The sequence below is a fragment of the Metabacillus sp. KUDC1714 genome, assembly GCF_014217835.1.
Classification (GTDB): Bacteria; Bacillota; Bacilli; order Bacillales; family Bacillaceae; genus Metabacillus; species Metabacillus rhizosphaerae.
In genome coordinates, this window is the sequence record NZ_CP055263.1 from 3,787,451 (window position 1) to 3,808,474 (window position 21,024).

The 21,024-nt window shown below is 37.0% G+C and carries 17 protein-coding genes; 14 read left to right on the forward strand and 3 right to left on the reverse strand.

Going from position 1 to position 21,024, the window contains the following annotated elements; translation table 11 throughout:
- The first annotated feature begins 6 nt into the window (after positions 1-6).
- The 4 genes from HUW50_RS17420 (at position 7) to dgoD (ending at position 5,127) form a co-directional block, all read left to right on the forward strand.
- Complete coding sequence (locus tag HUW50_RS17420) at positions 7-2,169, forward strand: glycoside hydrolase family 52 protein (RefSeq protein WP_066331434.1); 2,163 nt, start codon at positions 7-9, stop codon at positions 2,167-2,169.
- A gap of 348 nt (positions 2,170-2,517) precedes the next feature.
- Positions 2,518-3,186, forward strand: coding sequence for an NAD(P)H:quinone oxidoreductase (gene wrbA, locus HUW50_RS17425; RefSeq protein WP_066331692.1), 669 nt, complete (start codon positions 2,518-2,520; stop codon positions 3,184-3,186).
- 144 nt (positions 3,187-3,330) lie between these two features.
- Positions 3,331-3,963, forward strand: a complete 633-nt coding sequence (locus HUW50_RS17430; protein WP_066331433.1) for a bifunctional 4-hydroxy-2-oxoglutarate aldolase/2-dehydro-3-deoxy-phosphogluconate aldolase — start codon at positions 3,331-3,333, stop codon at positions 3,961-3,963.
- 15 nt (positions 3,964-3,978) lie between these two features.
- The gene (dgoD, locus tag HUW50_RS17435) at positions 3,979-5,127 is read left to right on the forward strand and encodes a galactonate dehydratase (protein ID WP_066331432.1); all 1,149 of its coding nucleotides are present in this window, start codon (positions 3,979-3,981) and stop codon (positions 5,125-5,127) included.
- Between the two features lie 160 nt (positions 5,128-5,287).
- On the opposite strand, the gene HUW50_RS17440 is transcribed toward dgoD, so the two are convergent.
- Positions 5,288-6,334: a lactonase family protein gene (locus HUW50_RS17440; protein WP_232329018.1), complete on the reverse strand. Its 1,047-nt coding sequence runs from the start codon at positions 6,332-6,334 to the stop codon at positions 5,288-5,290.
- Positions 6,335-6,474: 140 nt separating this feature from the next.
- On the opposite strand from HUW50_RS17440, the gene HUW50_RS17445 reads away from it, so the two are divergent.
- Positions 6,475-8,190: an ABC transporter ATP-binding protein gene (locus tag HUW50_RS17445; RefSeq protein ID WP_066331420.1), complete on the forward strand. Its 1,716-nt coding sequence runs from the start codon at positions 6,475-6,477 to the stop codon at positions 8,188-8,190.
- Positions 8,191-8,370: 180 nt separating this feature from the next.
- Positions 8,371-8,988 (forward strand): acetate uptake transporter, encoded by a 618-nt coding sequence (locus HUW50_RS17450; RefSeq protein WP_066331417.1) that lies wholly within the window; start codon positions 8,371-8,373, stop codon positions 8,986-8,988.
- A 107-nt stretch (positions 8,989-9,095) separates the two neighbouring features.
- Here the strand turns inward: HUW50_RS17450 and HUW50_RS17455 are convergent, their stop codons facing one another.
- Entirely contained in the window at positions 9,096-9,422 is a 327-nt protein-coding gene (locus tag HUW50_RS17455) for a winged helix-turn-helix transcriptional regulator (protein ID WP_066331416.1), read from the reverse strand.
- Between the two features lie 261 nt (positions 9,423-9,683).
- Between HUW50_RS17455 and HUW50_RS17460 the strand changes: the two genes are divergently transcribed.
- A complete protein-coding gene (locus HUW50_RS17460; protein ID WP_066331415.1) occupies positions 9,684-10,757 on the forward strand; it encodes an LLM class flavin-dependent oxidoreductase in 1,074 nt (357 codons plus the stop codon).
- An 87-nt stretch (positions 10,758-10,844) separates the two neighbouring features.
- Here the strand turns inward: HUW50_RS17460 and HUW50_RS17465 are convergent, their stop codons facing one another.
- Entirely contained in the window at positions 10,845-11,624 is a 780-nt protein-coding gene (locus HUW50_RS17465) for a formate/nitrite transporter family protein (protein ID WP_066331414.1), read from the reverse strand.
- Positions 11,625-11,999: 375 nt separating this feature from the next.
- Between HUW50_RS17465 and rocF the strand changes: the two genes are divergently transcribed.
- The 7 genes from rocF to HUW50_RS17500 all read left to right on the forward strand — a co-directional run bounded on the left by rocF (position 12,000) and on the right by HUW50_RS17500 (position 21,008).
- Positions 12,000-12,869, forward strand: a complete 870-nt coding sequence (gene rocF, locus HUW50_RS17470) for an arginase (RefSeq protein ID WP_066331689.1) — start codon at positions 12,000-12,002, stop codon at positions 12,867-12,869.
- 79 nt (positions 12,870-12,948) lie between these two features.
- The gene (locus HUW50_RS17475) at positions 12,949-14,142 is read left to right on the forward strand and encodes an ornithine--oxo-acid transaminase (protein ID WP_157094374.1); all 1,194 of its coding nucleotides are present in this window, start codon (positions 12,949-12,951) and stop codon (positions 14,140-14,142) included.
- Between the two features lie 323 nt (positions 14,143-14,465).
- Positions 14,466-15,836, forward strand: a complete 1,371-nt coding sequence (locus HUW50_RS17480) for an aspartate aminotransferase family protein (protein WP_066331413.1) — start codon at positions 14,466-14,468, stop codon at positions 15,834-15,836.
- Between the two features lie 5 nt (positions 15,837-15,841).
- A complete protein-coding gene (locus tag HUW50_RS17485) occupies positions 15,842-17,365 on the forward strand; it encodes a pyridoxal phosphate-dependent decarboxylase family protein (protein WP_066331409.1) in 1,524 nt (507 codons plus the stop codon).
- Positions 17,343-19,142, forward strand: a complete 1,800-nt coding sequence (locus tag HUW50_RS17490; protein ID WP_066331407.1) for an IucA/IucC family protein — start codon at positions 17,343-17,345, stop codon at positions 19,140-19,142. Before HUW50_RS17485 ends, HUW50_RS17490 begins: the two co-directional genes overlap by 23 nt.
- 46 nt (positions 19,143-19,188) lie before the next feature.
- Complete coding sequence (locus HUW50_RS17495; protein WP_396652646.1) at positions 19,189-19,725, forward strand: GNAT family N-acetyltransferase; 537 nt, start codon at positions 19,189-19,191, stop codon at positions 19,723-19,725.
- Entirely contained in the window at positions 19,716-21,008 is a 1,293-nt protein-coding gene (locus HUW50_RS17500) for a lysine N(6)-hydroxylase/L-ornithine N(5)-oxygenase family protein (RefSeq protein ID WP_066331400.1), read from the forward strand. The genes HUW50_RS17495 and HUW50_RS17500 overlap by 10 nt, the downstream gene beginning before the upstream one ends.
- Positions 21,009-21,024 lie beyond the last annotated feature (16 nt).

Sequence of the window (21,024 nt, forward strand, 5' to 3'; positions counted from 1 at the left end):
GATTCGATGGTTAAAAATCAATACTTTAATGCACATCACTCTCCAATTGGAGCTTTTTCTAGCTTTACACTTGGGTTTCCAGGAAGTGGAGGTGGATTGGATCTAGAACTTGGTCGATCTCCACGGAAAAATGTGTTTATCGGAGTAGAGTCATTAGATCAAGCTGGAATGTATCATGCTTTGCCATTTTTTGATTCTGGTGAGGACGAAAGTAAGCGCTATGATATTGAAAATCCTGATCCTGAACAAGATAAACCAAAAATGATTTACCCTTTTGCAAAAGATGAGGTTGTTCGAGATTTTAAACTAGGAACTGACACATGGAAAGCAGGGGATTTAACCTTTAAAATTTATTCTCAAGCACAATCAGTACCAGATCCAGCTTCAGCATCTAATGACGAGCTAAAGCTTACACTTGTCCCTGCTGTCATCGCTGAGGTAACAGTTGATAATACGAAAGGAAGCAAAAGCAGACGGGCATTTTTCGGCTATGAAGGAAATGATTCGTACAGTTCAATGCGTCGTTTAGATGATACGTGTGAAGGAGTTACTGGTGTTGGTCAAGGACGCATTACAGCCATCGCTTCAGCTAATCCTGATGTAAAATCAGCTATGCACTTTAGTATGGAAAATATTCTAACAACGCCGTTCGAAGAGAACTGGACATTTGGTTTAGGACCAATTGCAGCAATGATTATGGACGTTCCAGCGGGAACTAGACGTACATATCAGTTTGCAATTTGTTTCCATCGTTCTGGATATGTTACAACTGGATTAGATGCTTCTTACTACTATACTCGCTATTTTAAGAATATTGAGGAAGTAGCAGTCTTTTCATTAGAAAACGCTGTGAAAATCGTGGAACGTGCAGAAAAAGCGAATGAATTGGTTGACAATGCGAATCACTTATCAGATGACCAACGATTTATGATGGCCCACTCCATCCGGAGTTATTATGGATGTACACAGCTACTTGACATTGATGGAGAACCATTCTGGATTGTCAATGAAGGCGAATATCGAATGATGAATACGTTTGATCTAACTGTTGATCAGCTATTCTTTGAAATGAAAATGAATCCATGGACAGTGAAAAATGAATTAGATATGTTTGTGGGGCGCTTCAGCTATGAAGATCAAGTTCGCTTTCCAAACGACGAAACCGTGTACCCTGGAGGGATCAGCTTTACACATGATATGGGTGTAGCCAATACCATATCTCGACCACATTATTCATCCTATGAGTTGTACGGATTAGATGGCTGTTTCTCACATATGACACATGAACAGCTTGTGAACTGGGTTTTATGTGCGGCTGTTTATGTGGAACAAACGAATGATATAAAATGGCTTCAGGATAATATCGATATTTTCATTAGGTGTTTTGAAAGCATGCTTAATCGTGATCATCCAAATCCAGAGGAACGCAATGGAATTATGGCATTAGATTCAACTCGTGTTATGGGAGGAGCTGAAATCACAACTTATGATAGTTTGGATGTTTCGTTAGGCCAGGCAAGAAATAATATTTACATGGCTGGAAAGTGCTGGGCCTCTTATGTTGCGTTAGAAAAATTATTCGCAGGAAATGGTCTAGAAGTACTTGCGAAGCAATCAGGTGTACAAGCAGAAAAATGTGCCGAAAGCATTGTCAGCTTCGTAACAGAGGTTGGGTATATCCCAGCAGTTGTAGGCGAAAATAATGATTCGAAAATTATTCCAGCAATCGAAGGCTTAATTTTCCCGTATTACACAAATTGTGAAGAAGCCCTTGATCCAAATGGCCGTTTCGGTCCTTACATTCAAGCATTGAAAAGGCACCTAGAAACAGTTCTTGTCGATGGTGTCTGCTTATTTGAGGATGGTGGTTGGAAAATCTCATCCACAAGCAACAACTCTTGGCTAAGTAAAATCTATCTAAGTCAATTTATAGCTCGTAAGCTACTAGGCTGGACATGGGATGAAAAGGGTGCGAAAGCAGATGCTGCTCATGTTGAATGGTTAACACATCCTACACTTTCTGTTTGGAGCTGGAGTGATCAAATTATTACCGGAGAAATTGCCGGCAGCAAGTACTACCCAAGGGGAGTAACGAGTATATTATGGCTTGAAGAAAAAGAAACATCTCTCGCTGATATTGAAAAGGAGCAAGTTAGTAGTTTATCGTAAGTGGATTTGTTGAAGATGGAAGGATAAATCTCAGAAATGGGGTTTATCCTTTTTTATATTGGGTTGCTTGCTGATGTAGATTAAGCTGGTTCAATCCTAAGCGGAAGGAGGTTAAAAGTAGAATTTGTTAAGTCTTGTGATGCTTTTGGTAGCTTGTTTTTATTTCACACGATTTCCATAGTCTATTCATAAGAAAAGAGATAGCGTGTTTAAAAAAAACAAAATAAGAGAAATAATATAAGGGTAAAAGTAAGCTAACATTTTCTTTACCAGATGCAAAAATCACAATCCCTATATGGAATGAAAAGTGAAACTTCTTTTGGGGAAAATCAAAAAATGGTGATAATAATGGGATTTTTGGACAAATTATTCAAGGGAAATTCAAGTGATAAGGAGTCAAATCAAATGACAAATGTAAAATTAGCGGTGATTTACTACAGTGCAAGTGGGACAAATTATCAATTAGCACAGTGGGCAGAAGCGGGAGCGAAAGAAATTGGTGCTGAGGTAAAAGTCTTAAAGGTACCAGAAACAGCTCCACAAGCAGCTATTGATTCAAATCCAGCATGGAAAGCACATGTTGAAGCTACGAGTAATGTTCCTGAAGTAACCTTAGATGATTTAGAATGGGCTGACGCAATCATTTTCAGTGTGCCAACTAGATTTGGTAATATGCCTTCACAAATGAAAGCATTCCTAGATACTACAGGTGGCCTATGGTTTAACGGTAAACTTGTGAATAAAGCAGTTAGTGCCATGTCTTCAGCACAAAATCCACATGGTGGTCAAGAGGCAACGATTTTATCCTTGTATACAACAATGTATCATTGGGGAGCAATTGTAGCAGCTCCAGGTTATACTGATCCAGTTATTTTTGGCTCTGGTGGAAACCCATACGGAACAAGTGTAACAGTTGATCAAAATGGAAAAATGATTGAAGATGTCGAAGGAACAGTTAAACATCAGGCAAAACGGACTGTTACAGTTGCAGAATGGATTAAAAAAGCGAATCAATAATCACTTTTTAAAGAGCAGACTCGGATAAATAACCGGTTAGCTCTTTTTTTTTGCCTTTCTTAAAGCTTTGTGGTTTATTGAATATAGGATTAAACGATATAATAAAGCTGTGTAAGAGTAAAAAGAAAAGTGAGGTGGATTGAAATGAATGCGCTTTCTGAAATACTAGAAAATAAAATCATTGCTATCATTCGAGGAGCTAATCCTAATGATGTAATAAAAATCTCTCATGCCCTAAAAGATGGTGGCATAAAATTGATTGAAATTACGATGAATTCTCCAAATGCCTTATCAGTCATTAAGCAGGTATCAAGTGAACTTGGTGACAAAGTGTTAATTGGGGCAGGGACGGTACTAGACCCTGAAACCGCCAGAAGTGCAGTCTTATCAGGAGCAAAGTTTATTTTATCACCTACTGTTGATATTGAAACAATTAAACTAACAAAAAGATATGGTGCAGTTAGTATTCCTGGTGCTTTTACGCCAACTGAAATTCTATCAGCCTATCAGAATGGCGCAGATATTATTAAAGTCTTTCCGGCAACTTTAGGACCTAATTATATAAAGGATATTTTAGGTCCGCTCCCACACATTCCACTTTTACCAACAGGTGGTATAGATCTAAAAAATCTCAATGACTTTATAGAAGCAGGTGCAGTTGGCTGTGGAATCGGTAGTGCATTAGTGAATACAAAACATGAAATAACAGATGAATATTTACAACAACTAACGAAAAAAGCGAGCCAATTTGTATCAGCTATAAATTCTGATTACTAATTAGGAGAGGTTAAAATGAAAATTACAGGATATGAATTATTTCAAGTGCCACCTCGTTGGTTATTTTTAAAGATCGTAACAGATGAAGGAATTGTTGGGTGGGGAGAACCTGTTATCGAAGGAAGAGCGGAAACGGTGGGCACTGCTGTAAAAGAGCTTATGGAAAATTTAATAGGAAAAGATCCTCATAGAATCGAAGATCATTGGAGCATGATGTATCGATCAGGTTTCTATCGTGGCGGTCCAATTTTAATGAGTGCAATAGCTGGAATTGATCAAGCTCTATGGGATATAAAAGGGAAGTATTTTAATGCACCAATCTATGAATTATTAGGTGGTGCATGCAGAGATTCCATTCGTGTTTATTCATGGATTGGTGGCGATCGTCCAATTGATGTAGGCTTGGCTGCACAATCGGCAGTTGAAGCAGGATTTACTGCTGTTAAAATGAATGGAACAGAAGAACTGCAAATAATCGATTCTTACGAGAAAATTGATCAGGCTGTTGAACGGATTGCCGCTGTTCGAGAAGCGGTCGGTCCATATATTGGAATTGGAATTGATTTTCATGGCCGTGTACATAAACCAATGGCGAAAGTATTAGCAAAAGAGTTAGAAGCATTTCGACCGATGTTTATAGAAGAACCGGTACTTTCTGACAATAATGAAGCACTAAGAGAAATAGCTAAAGCCACAAGTATCCCAATTGCAACAGGTGAAAGAATGTTTTCTAGATGGGAATATAAGAATCTATTAAAAGATGGCTATGTTGATATTATTCAACCAGATCTATCCCACGCAGGTGGAATTACTGAATGCAAAAAAATCATCTCAATGGCAGAGGCATTTGATGTTGCAGCAGCTCCCCATTGTCCTTTAGGACCAATCGCATTAGCTGCATGCTTACAAGTTGATGCAACCTGTCATAATGCATTTATACAGGAACAAAGTCTGGGTATTCATTACAATCAGGGAAATGATCTATTAGACTATATTGTTGAGAAAAAAGTGTTTGAATACAAAGATGGCTATGTCAAGATTCCTACAGGACCTGGATTAGGCATTGAAATTGATGAGGATCATGTAAGGAAGCTTGCAAACGTGGGACATAATTGGAGAAATCCAATTTGGAGACATAAAGATGGAAGTATTGCCGAGTGGTGAGTGGTAATTAGAAGACTTGATCTGTCTAACTGTACTTTAACGAATAAATAGTTATTAAGTTTTCAAATGGTTTGAGGAGTGGCATAGTTTGCTCGAAACCTAATTTGTTTCATAACAAAGGATGAGTATATTAAAGCTCATCCTTTGTTATATAAACAGTTTAAACGTTTAGGAATTTGACACAAACAGGATCAGGAACCGAAACATCAGATTGTATCAATGTAAGTTTCCCTGTTTCACTATCTCTAGAGAACAACACAAGATTGCTGCTTTCCTGATTTGAAGCAACAATGAAGTTTTCCGATGGATCTAATACAAAGTCACGAGGCCAGTTGCCTTCAGTAGAGGTATATTCAACAAATGCGAGCTCGCCATTATCTTGATTAACACTGAATACAGCAATGCTGTTATGTCCGCGATTTCCTGCATAGACGAAACGACCATCTGAGGAAATATGAATGGCACTTCCTTGACTATTTTCAGTGAAGTCTGCAGGAATTGTAGGTATGTATTGTAATTCCGTGAATATGCCAGTTTCAGCATTATAACTTAGAGTGATAACTTCATTACTAAGCTCTGTCATAACATATGCAAACTTTCCATTGGGATGGAAGGTAATATGTCTTGGACCACTACCAGCCTTTACCAATAAACTGTGAGCTTCTTCTAGTTTTCCACTTTCATTTTTATATGTAATGACTTTATCAATCCCTAAATCAACAGCAATTACATATTTCTCGTCTGGTGTAAATCCTGAGAAATGAGTATGTGGTTTTTCTTGTCTTTCATGTGGACCTTTTCCGGTGAGTTCCATATTTGAAACAGCAGGATTTACTGTGCCATCTTCATCTACTAAGTAAGACTCGATCGTTCCTTTGTGATAGTTTGCAGTTACAACTTGGCGGTTTTCACTGTCAACACTCACATGGCATGGTGATGCACCATCGATGACTTGACTATTTACCTTGGAAAGCTCACCAGTTTGGGTATTAATTGTGTAAGAAGCGACACCACCCTCATTATCTTCTTTTAAAACTGCATAGAGAGTTTTGTTGTCGTTGCTTACCGTTACGTATGTAGGGTTGTCCAATTCAGCAACTGCTTTTACATCACCTAGCTTAGAAGCTTCTGTGTCTAATGTAAAACTGTAAACCCCTTTACTCTCACCTTTTGTGTACGTACCGATATATCCAATTAATTTTGTCAAAATATTTTTACTCCTTTCCAGATTTGATACCATACATTATATCGTTTGTTTGCTGGAATCTACAACATTTTGATATATCTATTTCTAATTAATGCTAATATAATATGTTTATATGATGTGAAAAAAAGGAGAAGAAGTAGATGCTAAGGCGTTTTTATTCGTATTACATACCTCATAAAAAGCTTTTTATTATTGATTTTAGTAGTGCTATTATAGTAGCCCTTTTAGAATTAGCATTTCCACTTGCTGTACAATGGTTTATTGATTCCTTGCTACCAAGTGAAGACTGGGGAGCAATTGTGTCAGTAAGTATTGGGTTATTACTACTGTATATTATTAGTACTTTTTTACAATTCATCGTGAATTATTGGGGACATAAGCTTGGCATTAACATTGAAACCGATATGAGAAGACAGTTGTTTCAGCATGTGCAAAAGCAATCATTTAAGTTTTTTGATAATACAAAAACCGGTAATATCATGAGCCGTGTTACAAATGACCTTATGGATATAGGTGAGCTTGCACATCACGGACCTGAGGATTTATTTATTTCAATTATGACATTCTTAGGTGCATTTTGGATCATGTTCGCCATTAATGCAAAGCTTGCATTAGTGGCGTTAGTAATATTACCATTCCTTGGCTGGCTTATCGTTGTAAGTAATATGAAAATGAACCGTGCATGGAAGAATATGTATACTGAAATAGCAGATGTGAACTCTCGGGTAGAGGATAGTGTGTCAGGGGTTCGTGTAGTGCAATCATTTACAAACGAACATTTTGAAAATAACCGTTTTCAGGCAAATAACCAAAAGTTTCGTAAAGCAAAGCTTGCTGGATATAAGGTTATGTCCTTTAGCCTGTCTGGTATATATATGATGACGCGATTTGTCACTTTGGCTGTACTGGTAGTTGGGGCGTGGTTAAGCTATACGGGTCAGCTTTCATATGGAGAACTAGTTGGATTTGTTTTATATATAAACGTATTATTTAAACCGATTGATAAAATTAGTGCATTAATGGAGCTTTACCCGAAAGGAATGGCTGGATTCAAACGTTTTACTGAGTTGATGGATATGGATCCAGATGTTGTAGATGTTAAGGATGCTGTAGAAGTTTCCTCACTACGGGGTGACATTAAGTTTGAGGGCGTGTCATTTGGTTATGATGAGCATAAACGAGTGTTAGAAGGGATCGATTTAACGATTTCTTCAGGAGAAACGATTGCTTTTGTTGGACCATCAGGTGCCGGAAAAACAACAATTTGTTCACTTATTCCACGCTTTTACGATGTAGAGGGTGGTTCTATCAAAATTGACGGGATCGATATTCGTAACATGACGAAGCATTCCCTACGCTCACAAATTGGGATTGTTCAACAAGATGTTTTTCTATTTACAGGAACTCTTAGAGAAAATATTGCCTATGGAAAATTACATGCAACACAAGAAGAAATAGAAGCAGCCGCGAAACGAGCTCATTTAGAGAGCTTTATTGAATCACTTCCATTTGGCTATGACACACAAATTGGTGAAAGAGGACTAAAACTTTCAGGAGGTCAAAAGCAACGAATTGCTATTGCGAGAATGTTTTTGAAAAATCCACCAATTTTAATATTAGATGAGGCAACCTCAGCCCTTGATACAGAGACTGAATTAATTATTCAAAAAGCATTAACTGAGCTTTCAAAAAATCGTACAACGCTCGTCATTGCGCATCGATTAGCAACGATTCGCAACGCTGATCGCATTGTTGTCGTTACAGAGAACGGGATTGCTGAAGAAGGAAATCATGATGAATTAATTGAACAAGATGGGATTTTTGCCAATTTACATCGGGTGCAGTATCAGAGGTAGGTAACTCAATTAACAATTAACAATTAACAATTAACAAAAGCAGCAGTGGGTATTATCCCACTGCTGTTATTTTAAGGTGATCAGAAGGTCGTCCACCTGAGCAAATAAACTCAAGAAATAGTTTGACACCATTCTTATTCTTATGTATCTTATTTAAGTATGTTTTTTTAGGAGGAAAGAATGGATATTCAGAATACACAACAAGTAAAAGTAACAACAGCAGATCCATCAGCATTAGGTCTATTTGGTTTAGCAATGGTAACTTTTGTGGCATCTTCGCAAAAGTTAGGGTTAACAGAAGGTCTTTCATTTATCTTACCTTGGGCGTTCTTTTTAGGTGGAATTGCACAATTGTTTGCTTGTGTTCAAGATGCTAAGCATAACAATATTTTTGGAACAACAGCATTTGGGGCTTTTGGGTTATTTTGGTTTGGAGTTGGAATGTCTTGGTTAATTCAGTTAGGTTTTTTTGGTGAAAAACTAGCTGCAGATGCAGACCCGAAGCAACTTGGTGTTGCGTTTATTGGGTATTTAATTTTTAGTATTTATATGACAATCGGTGCGATGGAAACACATAAAGTACTATTTTTTATTTTTGTCTTTATTGATTTTTTATTTATTGGTTTATCATTAAGCACATTTGGAATTATGCACGAAGAGACACATATGCTAGCAGCTGTCTCTGAGTTTATTATTGCTTTACTTTCGTTTTATGGTTCTGCTGCAGTTGTATTAAATACACACTTTGGCCAGGTAGTTTTGCCAGTGGGAAAGCCATTTGGTATTTATAAAAAATAATAATAAGAGAAGAGTCGTTTGATGAGGTGAGATATTTTTTATCAAAGGGAATTTCACTTAGGCATTCGAAAAAGCCCCGTTTCTGAACGATCAGAAATGGGGCTTTTTTATTCGTTACCATCTTCCAAATTTACCCATGTTTGAGACCATTTTTCAATATCTCTTAAAAGTGGTTCTAAGGATAATCCTTTTTCAGTTAAAGAATATTCAATTCTAACTGGAGTTTCAGGGTAAACTTCTCTACTCACAATTCCTTGATTCTCCAAGTCCTTTAATCGATCTGAAAGAACTCTTCCTGTAATTCCAATAGAAGTTTCGATGGTAGAGAAACGCTGTGGGCCATTAAGTAGTTGGTAAATAACAAGCCCTGTCCATCTTTGGCTTAAAATACCCATTGCTTTTTCAAACCTAGGACAGATTAGAGATTTATTCATATTTCATCACTCCTCTATAAGATATTATACCAAATTATAAAAAATTATGTAGTTATGTATCGTAAATTAGTTACTTGACATAAGTCGTTTACTAAAATATAATCACTTACATAAAGTAACTGATTTGTTAATATAGTAAAGTATATAGGTAAAGGAATTTACAAAAGGTATTTTGGGAATATTGATGACCAAGTAAGTGGTCCGGTAAAAATATCCTTTTAGTAAATCAAGCACCAACAAGTAATTTGGAGGAAAAATCCTATGATAGACAACACAGACATAAAGAAATCAAGATTCGAGATAGGGATTTACACACTTGGCGATATAGGTTCTGATCCGCATACAGGAAAAGTCATTTCTGCACAACAACGATTACAAGAAATAATAGCAGCAGCAAAGCTGGCTGATGAAGCGGGACTAGATGTGTTTGGAGTTGGTGAGCATCATCGTTTAGACTATGCTGTATCTGCAACACCTGTTGTCTTAGCTGCAATAGCCCAAGTCACAAAACAAATTAAGCTTACAAGTGCAACTACTGTTTTAAGTACAGTGGATCCGGTAAGATTGTTTGAAGACTTTGCTACATTGGATTTGCTGTCAAACGGACGTTCAGAAATAATCGCTGGTCGTGGAGCGTTTCTAGAATCCTTTCCACTTTTCGGGTATAACCTTGATGACTATGACGACCTTTTTCTAGAAAATATTGAACTATTTCAAAAGCTCAACCAAAACGATAAGATCTCTTGGACAGGTCATTATCGTTCAACACTACAAAATGCAGATATTGCCCCTCGTCCTTCTCAAGAAACACTTCCAATATGGATTGGGGTTGGTGGTACACCTGAAAGTGCAGAAAGAGCTGGCCGTTTAGGGACAGGAATGGCACTTGCAATTTTAGGAGGGAATCCCTCTCGATTTAAACCACTTGTTGACATCTATCGAAAAGCAGGTATTGAGGCAGGTCATAACTTGAATGAACTTAAAATTGCTGTCACAGGTCATGGTTATATCGCTAAAACAACTCAACAAGCAAAAGATGAGTTCTACCCTTATTATTCAAATTATAAACAATATGTTAGCAGTCAGCTAGGTGGCAGTACGACAAAGATGTCTCGCGCTGATTTTGAAGGAATGTCAAGCTCAGAAACACCATTATTCGTAGGAAGTCCACAACAAATTATTGAAAAGATTCTCCATCAATACGAATTGTTTGGTCATCATCGCTTTATTGCACAGATTGATATTGGCGCAATACCATTTCATAAAGTTGCAGAAGGGATCGAACTTTTAGCAACAGAGATAGCTCCTGTTGTACGTAGGGAAACGAGTAAGTAATGCTTATTTTTAACATTTCTCCTTAAAAAATGATGATGACTAAGTAGGGACTGCCCGAGCTGAGTCATCATCGTTTATAGATAGTATTCATTCATTGATAAATGGCTTATTCACATAGTAATACATCCATCCCATTAAAATACCACCACCTATTAAGTTTCCTAATGTAACGGGAATGAGATTATGAATCACTCCTGCAATTGTAAAACTATCTGGAGGATTTGAAACAAATGCAATGGCGAAGGTACACATATTTGCAATACTGTGCTCGTAACCAGAAATAAAAAAGCAAAATACAAACAGCATCATTGTAAACAATTTTGGCCCATCACCTTGAAGCCTCATCGGAATAAAAAAAGCAAGACAAACGAGCCAATTACAAAGAATTCCTCTGAAAAATAATTCTGATGTTGAAAGATGAACCTTTTTATCAGCCACACTTAATAAAAAGCTAGTTGATGAATCATCAGCAAACAAACCGGTGGAAAGTATAAATAGAGCAAAGAAGCAAGCTCCTAAAATATTCCCAGCATAACTTATCAACCAAAGCTTTAACACTTCAAACCAACTAATCTTTTTCCGAAATGCTGTATAGGAAAAATAGAAGGTGTTTCCTGTAAATAGATCTCCTCCACCATATGCGATTAAAATAATCGCTGCACCAAATGTCAACGCTGCTATTGGATAAGCGAACGGGGAATGCTCGATAAAAAAGAAATTACCTGCTTTAAATGCGACGATCACACCAAAACCTATAAACATGCTGGCAAGCATAGATCGTAAAATGAAAATAAATGGACTCTGACGATATATTTTTTGTTTCTTTAATGCTAATTCCTCAACAAGAATTAAAGCTTCATTTTCCAACGTTTCTCACACTCCATGATGTGTTTCATATCTATTATTTTATTTAGAATGTGATAAATTAACCGTGATGAATGTCACTAAATAAGGAGGCTTGAAAAAAATTTTCTATATAAAAGATGAAAGATGAACTTTTTTGTTCGAATGAAATTATATTTAAAAATTAAAAATTTATCTAATTAAGTATTAATTAAGTATTTATATTTGTTATATATATATATAAATATAATGGTAATATACTTATAATTGTATACTTGTGTATATTTATACATGGTTATGTCGAGTTGAATCATCTCCCTATCCTAAGATACAATTGGGGCAACTAGCAAAGGGGGAGTATCTCAGGTGAAAAAACATATTTCAATAATTGGAGTTCCAATGGATTTAGGACAATCAAGACGTGGGGTTGATATGGGACCTAGTGCGATTCGATATGCTGGTGTTGTTGAGCGCTTAGAAAAGCTAGATTACGAGATTCATGATAAAGGTGATATAGAGATTGGTAGACCTGGTAAAGAGGAAGAAGTTTCTGAAGGGAATTTAAAATATTTGAAAGCGGTATCGAAGGCTAGTGAAGAACTTGCCTCTGCGGTTAATAAAGTTATAGAGTCTAATTCATTTCCACTTATTTTTGGAGGCGATCATAGTATTGCGATAGGAACACTCGCTGGAGTATCTAAGCATTACAAAAACCTCGGTGTGATTTGGTATGATGCCCATGGGGATTTAAATACTAGTGAAACATCACCTTCAGGCAATATTCATGGGATGCCACTAGCTGTAAGTATAGGTGTAGGACATTCTGCATTAACTAATATTGCGGATTACACTCCAAAGGTAAAACCAGAAAACATCGTCATAATTGGAGCTCGTTCATTAGACGAGGGAGAAAAAGAGTTGATTCGAGAAAAAGGAATCAAGGTGTATACGATGCATGAAATTGATCGACTTGGTATGACGAAGGTGATGGAGGAATCTGTTGCTTATTTAAAGGATAAAACAGATGGCGTTCATTTATCCCTTGATTTAGATGGGCTTGATCCAGGTGATGCTCCTGGTGTTGGAACTCCTGTATTAGGTGGGATTAGTTATCGAGAAAGCCATTTAGCAATGGAAATCCTTGAGGAGTCAAAACTTATTACTTCCGCTGAATTTGTAGAGGTTAATCCAATTTTGGATGAAAGAAATAAAACAGCAACTGTTGCAGTAGCGTTAATGGGATCACTTTTTGGGGAAAAGTTATTATAGTAAATTGTTAGAGGTTTATGAATAAGATTAGATAGCCTATTTGATTATGTATATATAACAATAATTAGGAGGTTAATAGATGATTAATGAATCAGCAAAAGTGATTAACCTAACTGAAAAATACGGTGCAAAAAATTATCATCCACTCCCAATTGTGATCTCAAAAGCTGAAGGGATTTGGGTGGAGGATCCCGAAGGAAATAAATATATGGATATGCTAAGTGCTTATTCAGCGGTCAATCAAGGACATCGTCATCCGAAAATTATTCAAGCGCTCAAAAATCAAGCAGATCGAGTAACCCTAACATCACGTGCTTTTCATAATGATCAGTTAGGACCATGGTACGAAAAAATTGCTCGAATTACGAAGAAAGACATGGCATTACCGATGAATACAGGTGCAGAGGCAGTTGAAACGGCAATCAAAGCGGTTAGACGTTGGGGCTACCAAGTAAAAGGAATTCCTGATAATCAAGCGGAAATTATTGCCTGTGTTGGCAACTTTCATGGTCGGACAATGACAGCGGTCTCACTTTCATCTGATGAAGAGTATCGCAAAGGATTCGGTCCTATGCTGCCAGGAATAAAATTAATTCCATATGGTAATATTGAAGCATTAAAATCAGCGATTACACCACACACTGCTGGATTTCTTATTGAACCGATTCAAGGTGAAGCAGGTATATTGATACCGCCTGAAGGGTTCTTAAAAGAAGCGTTTGATTTATGTAAAGCAAATCAAGTTCTTTTCGTTGCTGATGAAATCCAAGCAGGACTTGGTCGGGCGGGAAAAATGTTTGCCTGTGACTGGGAGAATGTCATTCCTGATATGTATATTTTAGGAAAAGCACTTGGTGGCGGTGTGTTCCCGCTTTCATGTGTTGTAGCAAATAGTGATATTCTAGGCGTTTTTAATCCAGGATCACATGGTTCAACTTTTGGCGGAAATCCACTAGCATGCGCCGTATCAATTGCTTCACTTGAAGTAATTGAAGAGGAAAACCTTGTAGAACGTTCACTAAAACTGGGAGAATATTTTGTTGAACGCTTAAAACAAATCAAAAATCCAATCATTAAAGATATAAGAGGACGAGGCTTATTTATTGGTGTTGAGCTTACTGAAGCTGCAAGACCTTATTGCGAAAGACTGAAAGAAAACGGATTATTGTGTAAGGAAACACATGACACTGTCATTCGATTTGCCCCACCTCTCGTTATTACGGAAACAGAATTGGACTGGGCAATAGAACGGATTAAACGCGTTTTATCGTAATTTCTAAACGTGATGAAGGGGAAACAACGACTCTTTAAAACAATGAAAAAATTCAGTTGAGAGGCCATGCACAATGTGTGTGGCCTTTTTTCATTTATAGGGAAATCGTTTTAACAATTCATAAGACCCATTCCTTAGATCATTTGAACCAATCATTTTAAAACAACGGTTCTTTTTCTTAGGCACTTGTAATTAATTTCACAGAATATAATTGACTTTGATAATCATTATCAACTATGATGACGTTATGAAATTAATTGAAAATCATTATCAATTAAAAATTCAGATGTGATTTTTCAAATGATCATAAAGGAGTGAACAATATGGAAGCAATTATACCGACTCAATCAAAGAATCAAACGTTATTGGCTTTGCAAGAGAGGAGAGAATCTAATGCGAGGTCGTATCCAAGAAGATTGCCTTTAGCCATTGAACGCGCAGAAGGTGTTTATGTTACAGATATGGATGGTAAAAGCTATATTGATTGCCTTGCTGGTGCAGGAACACTGGCTTTAGGGCATAACCATCCCGTTGTTCGTGAAGCAATTGAAGATGTTCTCCATTCATACTTACCGTTGCACACTCTTGATTTAACAACACCAATGAAGGAGGCCTTTGTGGATGAACTATTCGACTCATTGCCACAAGCTTTTGCCAAAAAAGCAAAAATCCAATTTTGCGGCCCGACCGGTGGTGATGCGATCGAGGCAGCTTTAAAACTAGTAAAAACAGCAACGGGTAATCGAGCTATTTTATCCTTTCAAGGTGGCTATCATGGGTCAACTCATGGGACTTTGAGTATAAGCGGAACAATAGGTCCGAAAAAGAAAATCCATGCACTTGTTCCAGATACACACTTTCTTCCATACCCCTATGAATATCGTTGTCCATTCGGAATTGGAAAGGAAGGACATCAAATAAGTAGTACATATATTGAGAATTTACTAGATGATCCTGAAAGCGGAATTGTATCTCCGGCAGCGATCATAGTTGAAGTTGTTCAAGGTGAAGGTGGATCAATACCTGCTCCAGTTGAGTGGTTAAAAGAGCTTCGCCGGATCACGAAAGAAAGAAAGATTCCGTTAATCATTGATGAAGTTCAAACAGGAATTGGTCGTACAGGCAAAATGTTTGCCTTTGAGCATGCGGGAATTGAACCAGATGTTCTTGTCTTATCAAAAGCTGTTGGAGGCAGTCTTCCACTTTCAGTTATGCTTTATGACCGAAGTCTTGATCATTGGGAACCAGGTGCACATATTGGAACCTTTAGAGGAAATCAAATGGCTATGGCTACTGGTCGTGCAACATTACGTTATGTGAAAGAAAATAAACTACCAAATCATGTAGAAAAAATCGGTTCATACTTAAAGAAACAATTACATTCCTTGCAAAGGGAGATGTCCTCAATAGGTGATATAAGAGGTCGAGGACTAATGCTAGGGATTGAAATAATCAATCCGACTAAACATTCAAATCACCTTGGAAGCTTTCCGGCATATCCGGAGCTTGCGAGCTTGATTCAGCAAGAATGCTTTAAGCGGGGCGTAATTTTAGAGGTTGGTGGTCGATTTAGTACAGTTATTCGCTTACTACCTCCACTCATTATAACGAAAGAGCAAATCGATGATGTCCTGCAACGTTTCAATGAAGCGATTAAAAGCGCAGAAACTCAACTAGGATTGCGATTAAGGTGAAAAGTATGAATGCTAATTTTAACCAATGGTTTTTGCAACCAAATGATCAAAGTGAAAAAACGTTCTTTGAACTAATGAATACAACCTTAACGTTAATTGCAGAGGAAACGAAAAGAACAAACAAACCGTTTTCTGGTGAAACTCGCAAAAACATCCAATCCATTGTGAAAAAGATAACCAACTTCACGGGTATTGGCCAAGAGCTGGATGTTGTTATGAAAGAAATTCAAGAGGTGATCGTAAGAAACTCGTTACAGATTTCTCACCCTGCAGCAATGGCACATCTTCATTGTCCGCCATTGCTGCCATCGGTTGCAGCAGAGATACTAATCAGTGCAAGTAATCAATCAATGGATTCATGGGATCAAAGTCCAGCCGCTACTTATGTTGAGGAAGAGGTCATTAAGTATTTCACAAAAAATATTGGCTATTCATCTGAAGCAGATGGAGTTTTTACAAGCGGTGGGACACAATCCAATTACATGGGGCTTTTGCTTGCACGAAATAAAGCTTGCCAAACATTATTCTCTGTTCAAGTACAAGAAGATGGTCTTCCTGCTGAGGCAAATAAATTGCGAATACTATGCTCAGAACATGCGCATTTTACTGTCCAGCAATCAGCGGCACAACTTGGGCTTGGCATCAATTCTGTTATAAAAGTGAAAACAAATGAATCTCAACAAATGTGTCTCAAGGATGCAAAGTACAAGGTGAATGAACTTCTCAAGCAAGGACTACTTCCCTTTATGATTGTTGCTACAGCTGGAACAACTGACTTTGGGAGTATAGACGATTTAACTGAACTTGCAAACCTAGCAAACGAATATCATTTATGGCTGCATGTAGATGCTGCATATGGAGGAGCCTTGTTATTTTCCCATAACTATAGCCATCTGCTTAAAAATATTTGCTTAGCTGATTCGATCACAATTGATTTCCATAAGCTTTATTACCAATCGATTAGCTGTGGAGCATTTTTTGTGAAACGTAAGCAATCTTTTCAACATATTGCTTACCATGCTGATTACTTAAACCCTGAAGAAGATCAGAAGGACGGAATTATTAACCTTGTTGAAAAAAGTGTCCAAACGACAAAACGATTTGATGCGCTAAAGCTGTTAATGACCTTTAAATTAGTGGGTACAAATGTTTTTGGAGAAATGGTTGACTATACCATTCAGCTTGCAAAAAATACGGCACAGCTATTAAATCGTGACACACAGTTCGAAGTTCTAAACGAACCAACCCTTAACGCTGTATTGTTCCGATACCTTCCTATAAACAAGGTAGAAGATCATAGCTTTGTTGATGAATTAAACCTTGAACTCCAGCGTTATTTTTATCAAAGCGGTGACCTTATTATGGCTAAAACAAAGCAAAATGGGAAAGTGTATTTGAAATTTACGATGCTTAATCCGCTAAATTCGATCAGTAACATGGAAGCTCATATTAAAAAAATCAAACAGATTGGTGAAAAAATAGCGAGTGAGAAAGGAGAGAATAGCTATGAATATTCCGTTCATTTCTAATCATCTTACCATGCAAAATCTACTTAATTGTTACATAAAGGAAACGAGGCAAGGTGTGCTGAAAGACGCTAACGAAATAGACTTTAAATTAGATAATGAGAATTGCAAGGAAGTATATGTCATTACTTTAAAGAGTCAGTCTGTGACATTGTTCGCTCCAGTTCGTTACATATCGATAACAGAGCGGCATATATTTTCATCTTCAATGTACTATCAAGTGAAAAACGAGGAAGTTAAGGCGCTAGATTATTTGACATTAATTACGTATTTGCAAAAGGAGTTAGCCGAAACATTAAATAAATCTGTTCATGCCGAAGAACTTATCCTTAGAACAATCTTAAGCTATCAAACAATTAAAGGAATTCTTTTAAACCGTAGTAATGATCTTGATGAATGCTATCAAACGAATAAAACATTTTTGCAATCTGAGCAGTCTTTGTTAATTGGTCATCAAGTTCATCCAACTCCAAAAAGTAGACAAGGAATAGATGAGGATGAAGAGCATATTTTTGCCCCTGAGAGAAAAGGATCATTTCAGCTTCATTATTTTTATGCAAATAATGACATTGTTGAGGAAGATTCGATTCTATCCCAAAGTGCTGCAGCCCTTATAAAAGAAGAAGTTAATAAGGACTCTTCAGTTTCTAAATATTTTAAAGATACGTATTGTCAAGATGATAGCTATTCCTTGATCCCTGTTCATCCATTACAGGCGAGAAAGCTGCTTGGCAAGGAAAAAGTATGCCAGCTTATTCAATCTGGAAAGCTTTCATATCTTGGTCCACATGGACGAAAATTTTCCCCAACCTCTTCTGTTAGAACGGTCTATAGTCAGGATACAAGGTTTATGTATAAATTCTCGATTCCAGTGAAAATCACCAATTCATTACGGATAAATAAACGTAAAGAGCTTGATCGGGGTGTTGAGGTGAGCCGTTTATTGGAATGTGTACTAAATGACAAGCTAAACGTCCAACAGGGATTTAAAATCATTCAAGATCCTGCCTATATCACATTAAAACTAGATGGAGAAGAATCTGGGTTTGAAGTAGTGATTCGAGAAAATCCGTTCCAACAAGGAGAAACAGAACGGACAACATTACTTGCAGGTCTGTGCCAGGATCATATAGCAGGCGGTACGTCCCATCTAGCAAACATCATTCATAATCTGGCAAAAATCGAGAAGCTCTCGATTAGACAAGTAAGTGAGGAGTGGTTTCGCCGTTACCTAAAGGTAAGTCTACAACCACTTTACTGGATGTATGCAACATATGGGATAGCTCTCGAAGCGCACCAACAAAACTCAATTATTAAATTAGATGAGAAAGGATACCCTCAAACATTTTATTACCGTGATAATCAAGGCTATTATTTTATGGAATCAAAAGCAGAGATTCTAAAACAGATTATCCCAAATTTAAATGAAAAAAGTGACACCATTTGTGCTGATACAGTTGCAGAAGAACGCTTTCGTTATTATTTCTTTTACAACCATTTATTTGGATTAATAAATTCATTTGGTGTTAACCATCTTATCGATGAGCAGCAATTACTGTTCGTCCTTAAAGATGAATTGAGGCGATTACAGGAACAATATGGTGATTCAACGAATTTATTAAACTCTTTATTAACTGCAGAAACACTCCCTTGTAAGGCCAACCTGCTGACAAGAGTACATGATATGGATGAACTTGTCGGCTCTCTTGAAACACAATCAGTTTACACTCATGTTAGCAATCCTTTGTACAAACTAGTAGGTGAATTACATGGTGTCTAAACTTTTCATAAAGCAGACCTATCCTTTTCAAATATACGATTCAAATATAAATAAAACGATTTCGTTCCGTGAGGTTGATTTTGACCGCGATGTCAAATTACTTCATTCATGGATGAATGAAAATCATGTTGTCCCATATTGGAAATTAGATCTTTCATTAACTGATTATGGCATTCATTTACGGAATTTTCTGAATGATGAGCATCAAACACTTTTGATTGGTGAAATAGATGGAGTACCGATTAGTTATTGGGAGTCATATTGGGTAAAAGGCGATATTATTGAAAACTATTATGAATTCAATGAATATGATCAAGGTGTTCACTTGCTTATTGGGGATAAAGACTATCTTGGTAAAGGGTTGATTTATCCGTTACTAATGACGATCTTGTCTCAAAAATTTCAAGTTTCACTAACTGAAAAAGTGATTGCAGAACCAGATGTTCGGAATGAAAAAATGATCCATGTGTTTAAAAAGTGTGGTTTTACACCTATTAAAGAGGTGGAACTCCCTGATAAAACAGGGCTTCTCATGTTTTGTGAACGGAGCACATTTGAAAGGAGGTGGACTGATTGGCAGTAAAACAAATTTTAGATGTCATTGGTGTAGGCATTGGTCCGTTTAATTTAGGATTAGCAGCACTGCTAGAAAAAACGGAGTGTAGCTCTTTATTCTTTGATAAAAAGCCACAATTTGATTGGCACCCTGGAATGCTACTCGAAGGAACGACACTACAAGTCCCGTTTTTGGCTGATGCCGTAACAATGGTTGATCCTACAAGTCGGTTTAGCTACTTAAATTATTTGCATATGCAAAAGCGATTGTATCATTTTTACTTTCTTGAAAAGTTTCAAATTCCACGAAATGAATACAATCACTATTGTAGGTGGATAGCCGAACAGCTTCCACAGCTTCAATTTGGTTTTGAAGTAGAGAATATTGAACGAACGGAACAAGGGTATTACTGTGTAACGGTTTTATCTGTAGAGACTGGTGAGCGTAAAATCTATGAAACAAAGCATGTTGTGCTTGGGATTGGAACAAGGCCATTTCTCCCGGAGAAATTTAATTATGAAAGTGATCGAATCTTCCATTCATCACAATACAGAAATAAACGAGACGATGCTTTACAAGCTAAATCAGTTACGATTATAGGCTCTGGTCAAAGTGCTGCAGAAATATTCTATGATCTTTTATCAATGCAGCCAGATCATTCCTTTCAATTGTCTTGGTTTACTAGGTCAAAAGGCTTTTATCCGATGGAATATTCAAAGCTAGGATTAGAGCATTTCTCACCAGACTATACGAAGTATTTTTATCAGTTACCAAATGAAAAGAAAAGGACCGCCCTAAAAAATCAGGCCTTACTTTATAAAGGAATTAGCTTTACAACGATTGCCGATATTTATGACTTATTATATGAGCGGTCGGTAGGAAACTGTAAACCAAATGTACATCTCCAAGCATTAACCGAGCTTGTTTCCATAGAAGAATGGAATGATCAATTACGCTTGTCACTCTATCAGCACGAGCAAGAATCAAGTAAGCAGGTAGACAGTGATGTTGTGATTCTTGCTACAGGCTATCATCCGTTTATTCCTGATTGTTTAAAAGGAATTGAAGGCTTAATTGAGTGGGATGAGAATGGGCAGTTAATGATCCAAGAAGATTATAAAGTGAAAACAAAAACGGATAGTGAACACCATCTATTTGTCCAAAATGGTGAACTACATACACATGGGATTGGTGCCCCTGATTTAGGTCTTGGCGCATTTAGAAGTGCAACAATTATCAACCAACTAGCAGGAAAAGAAGTGTACAAAATATATGACCAAAATAATGTGTTCCAGCAATTTGGAATGTAAGAAAATTACAATTAAA

Coding starts and splice junctions, on each gene's coding strand:
- HUW50_RS17445 (WP_066331420.1), top strand. CDS start 6,475: ATGCTAAGGCGTTTTTATTCGTATTACATACCTCATAAAAAGCTTTTT.
- dgoD (WP_066331432.1), top strand. CDS start 3,979: ATGAAAATTACAGGATATGAATTATTTCAAGTGCCACCTCGTTGGTTA.
- HUW50_RS17480 (WP_066331413.1), top strand. CDS start 14,466: ATGGAAGCAATTATACCGACTCAATCAAAGAATCAAACGTTATTGGCT.
- HUW50_RS17420 (WP_066331434.1), top strand. CDS start 7: ATGGTTAAAAATCAATACTTTAATGCACATCACTCTCCAATTGGAGCT.
- HUW50_RS17455 (WP_066331416.1), bottom strand. CDS start 9,422: ATGAATAAATCTCTAATCTGTCCTAGGTTTGAAAAAGCAATGGGTATT.
- HUW50_RS17460 (WP_066331415.1), top strand. CDS start 9,684: ATGATAGACAACACAGACATAAAGAAATCAAGATTCGAGATAGGGATT.
- HUW50_RS17490 (WP_066331407.1), top strand. CDS start 17,343: ATGAATATTCCGTTCATTTCTAATCATCTTACCATGCAAAATCTACTT.
- wrbA (WP_066331692.1), top strand. CDS start 2,518: ATGGGATTTTTGGACAAATTATTCAAGGGAAATTCAAGTGATAAGGAG.
- HUW50_RS17430 (WP_066331433.1), top strand. CDS start 3,331: ATGAATGCGCTTTCTGAAATACTAGAAAATAAAATCATTGCTATCATT.
- HUW50_RS17485 (WP_066331409.1), top strand. CDS start 15,842: ATGAATGCTAATTTTAACCAATGGTTTTTGCAACCAAATGATCAAAGT.
- HUW50_RS17450 (WP_066331417.1), top strand. CDS start 8,371: ATGGATATTCAGAATACACAACAAGTAAAAGTAACAACAGCAGATCCA.
- HUW50_RS17475 (WP_157094374.1), top strand. CDS start 12,949: ATGATTAATGAATCAGCAAAAGTGATTAACCTAACTGAAAAATACGGT.
- rocF (WP_066331689.1), top strand. CDS start 12,000: ATGGATTTAGGACAATCAAGACGTGGGGTTGATATGGGACCTAGTGCG.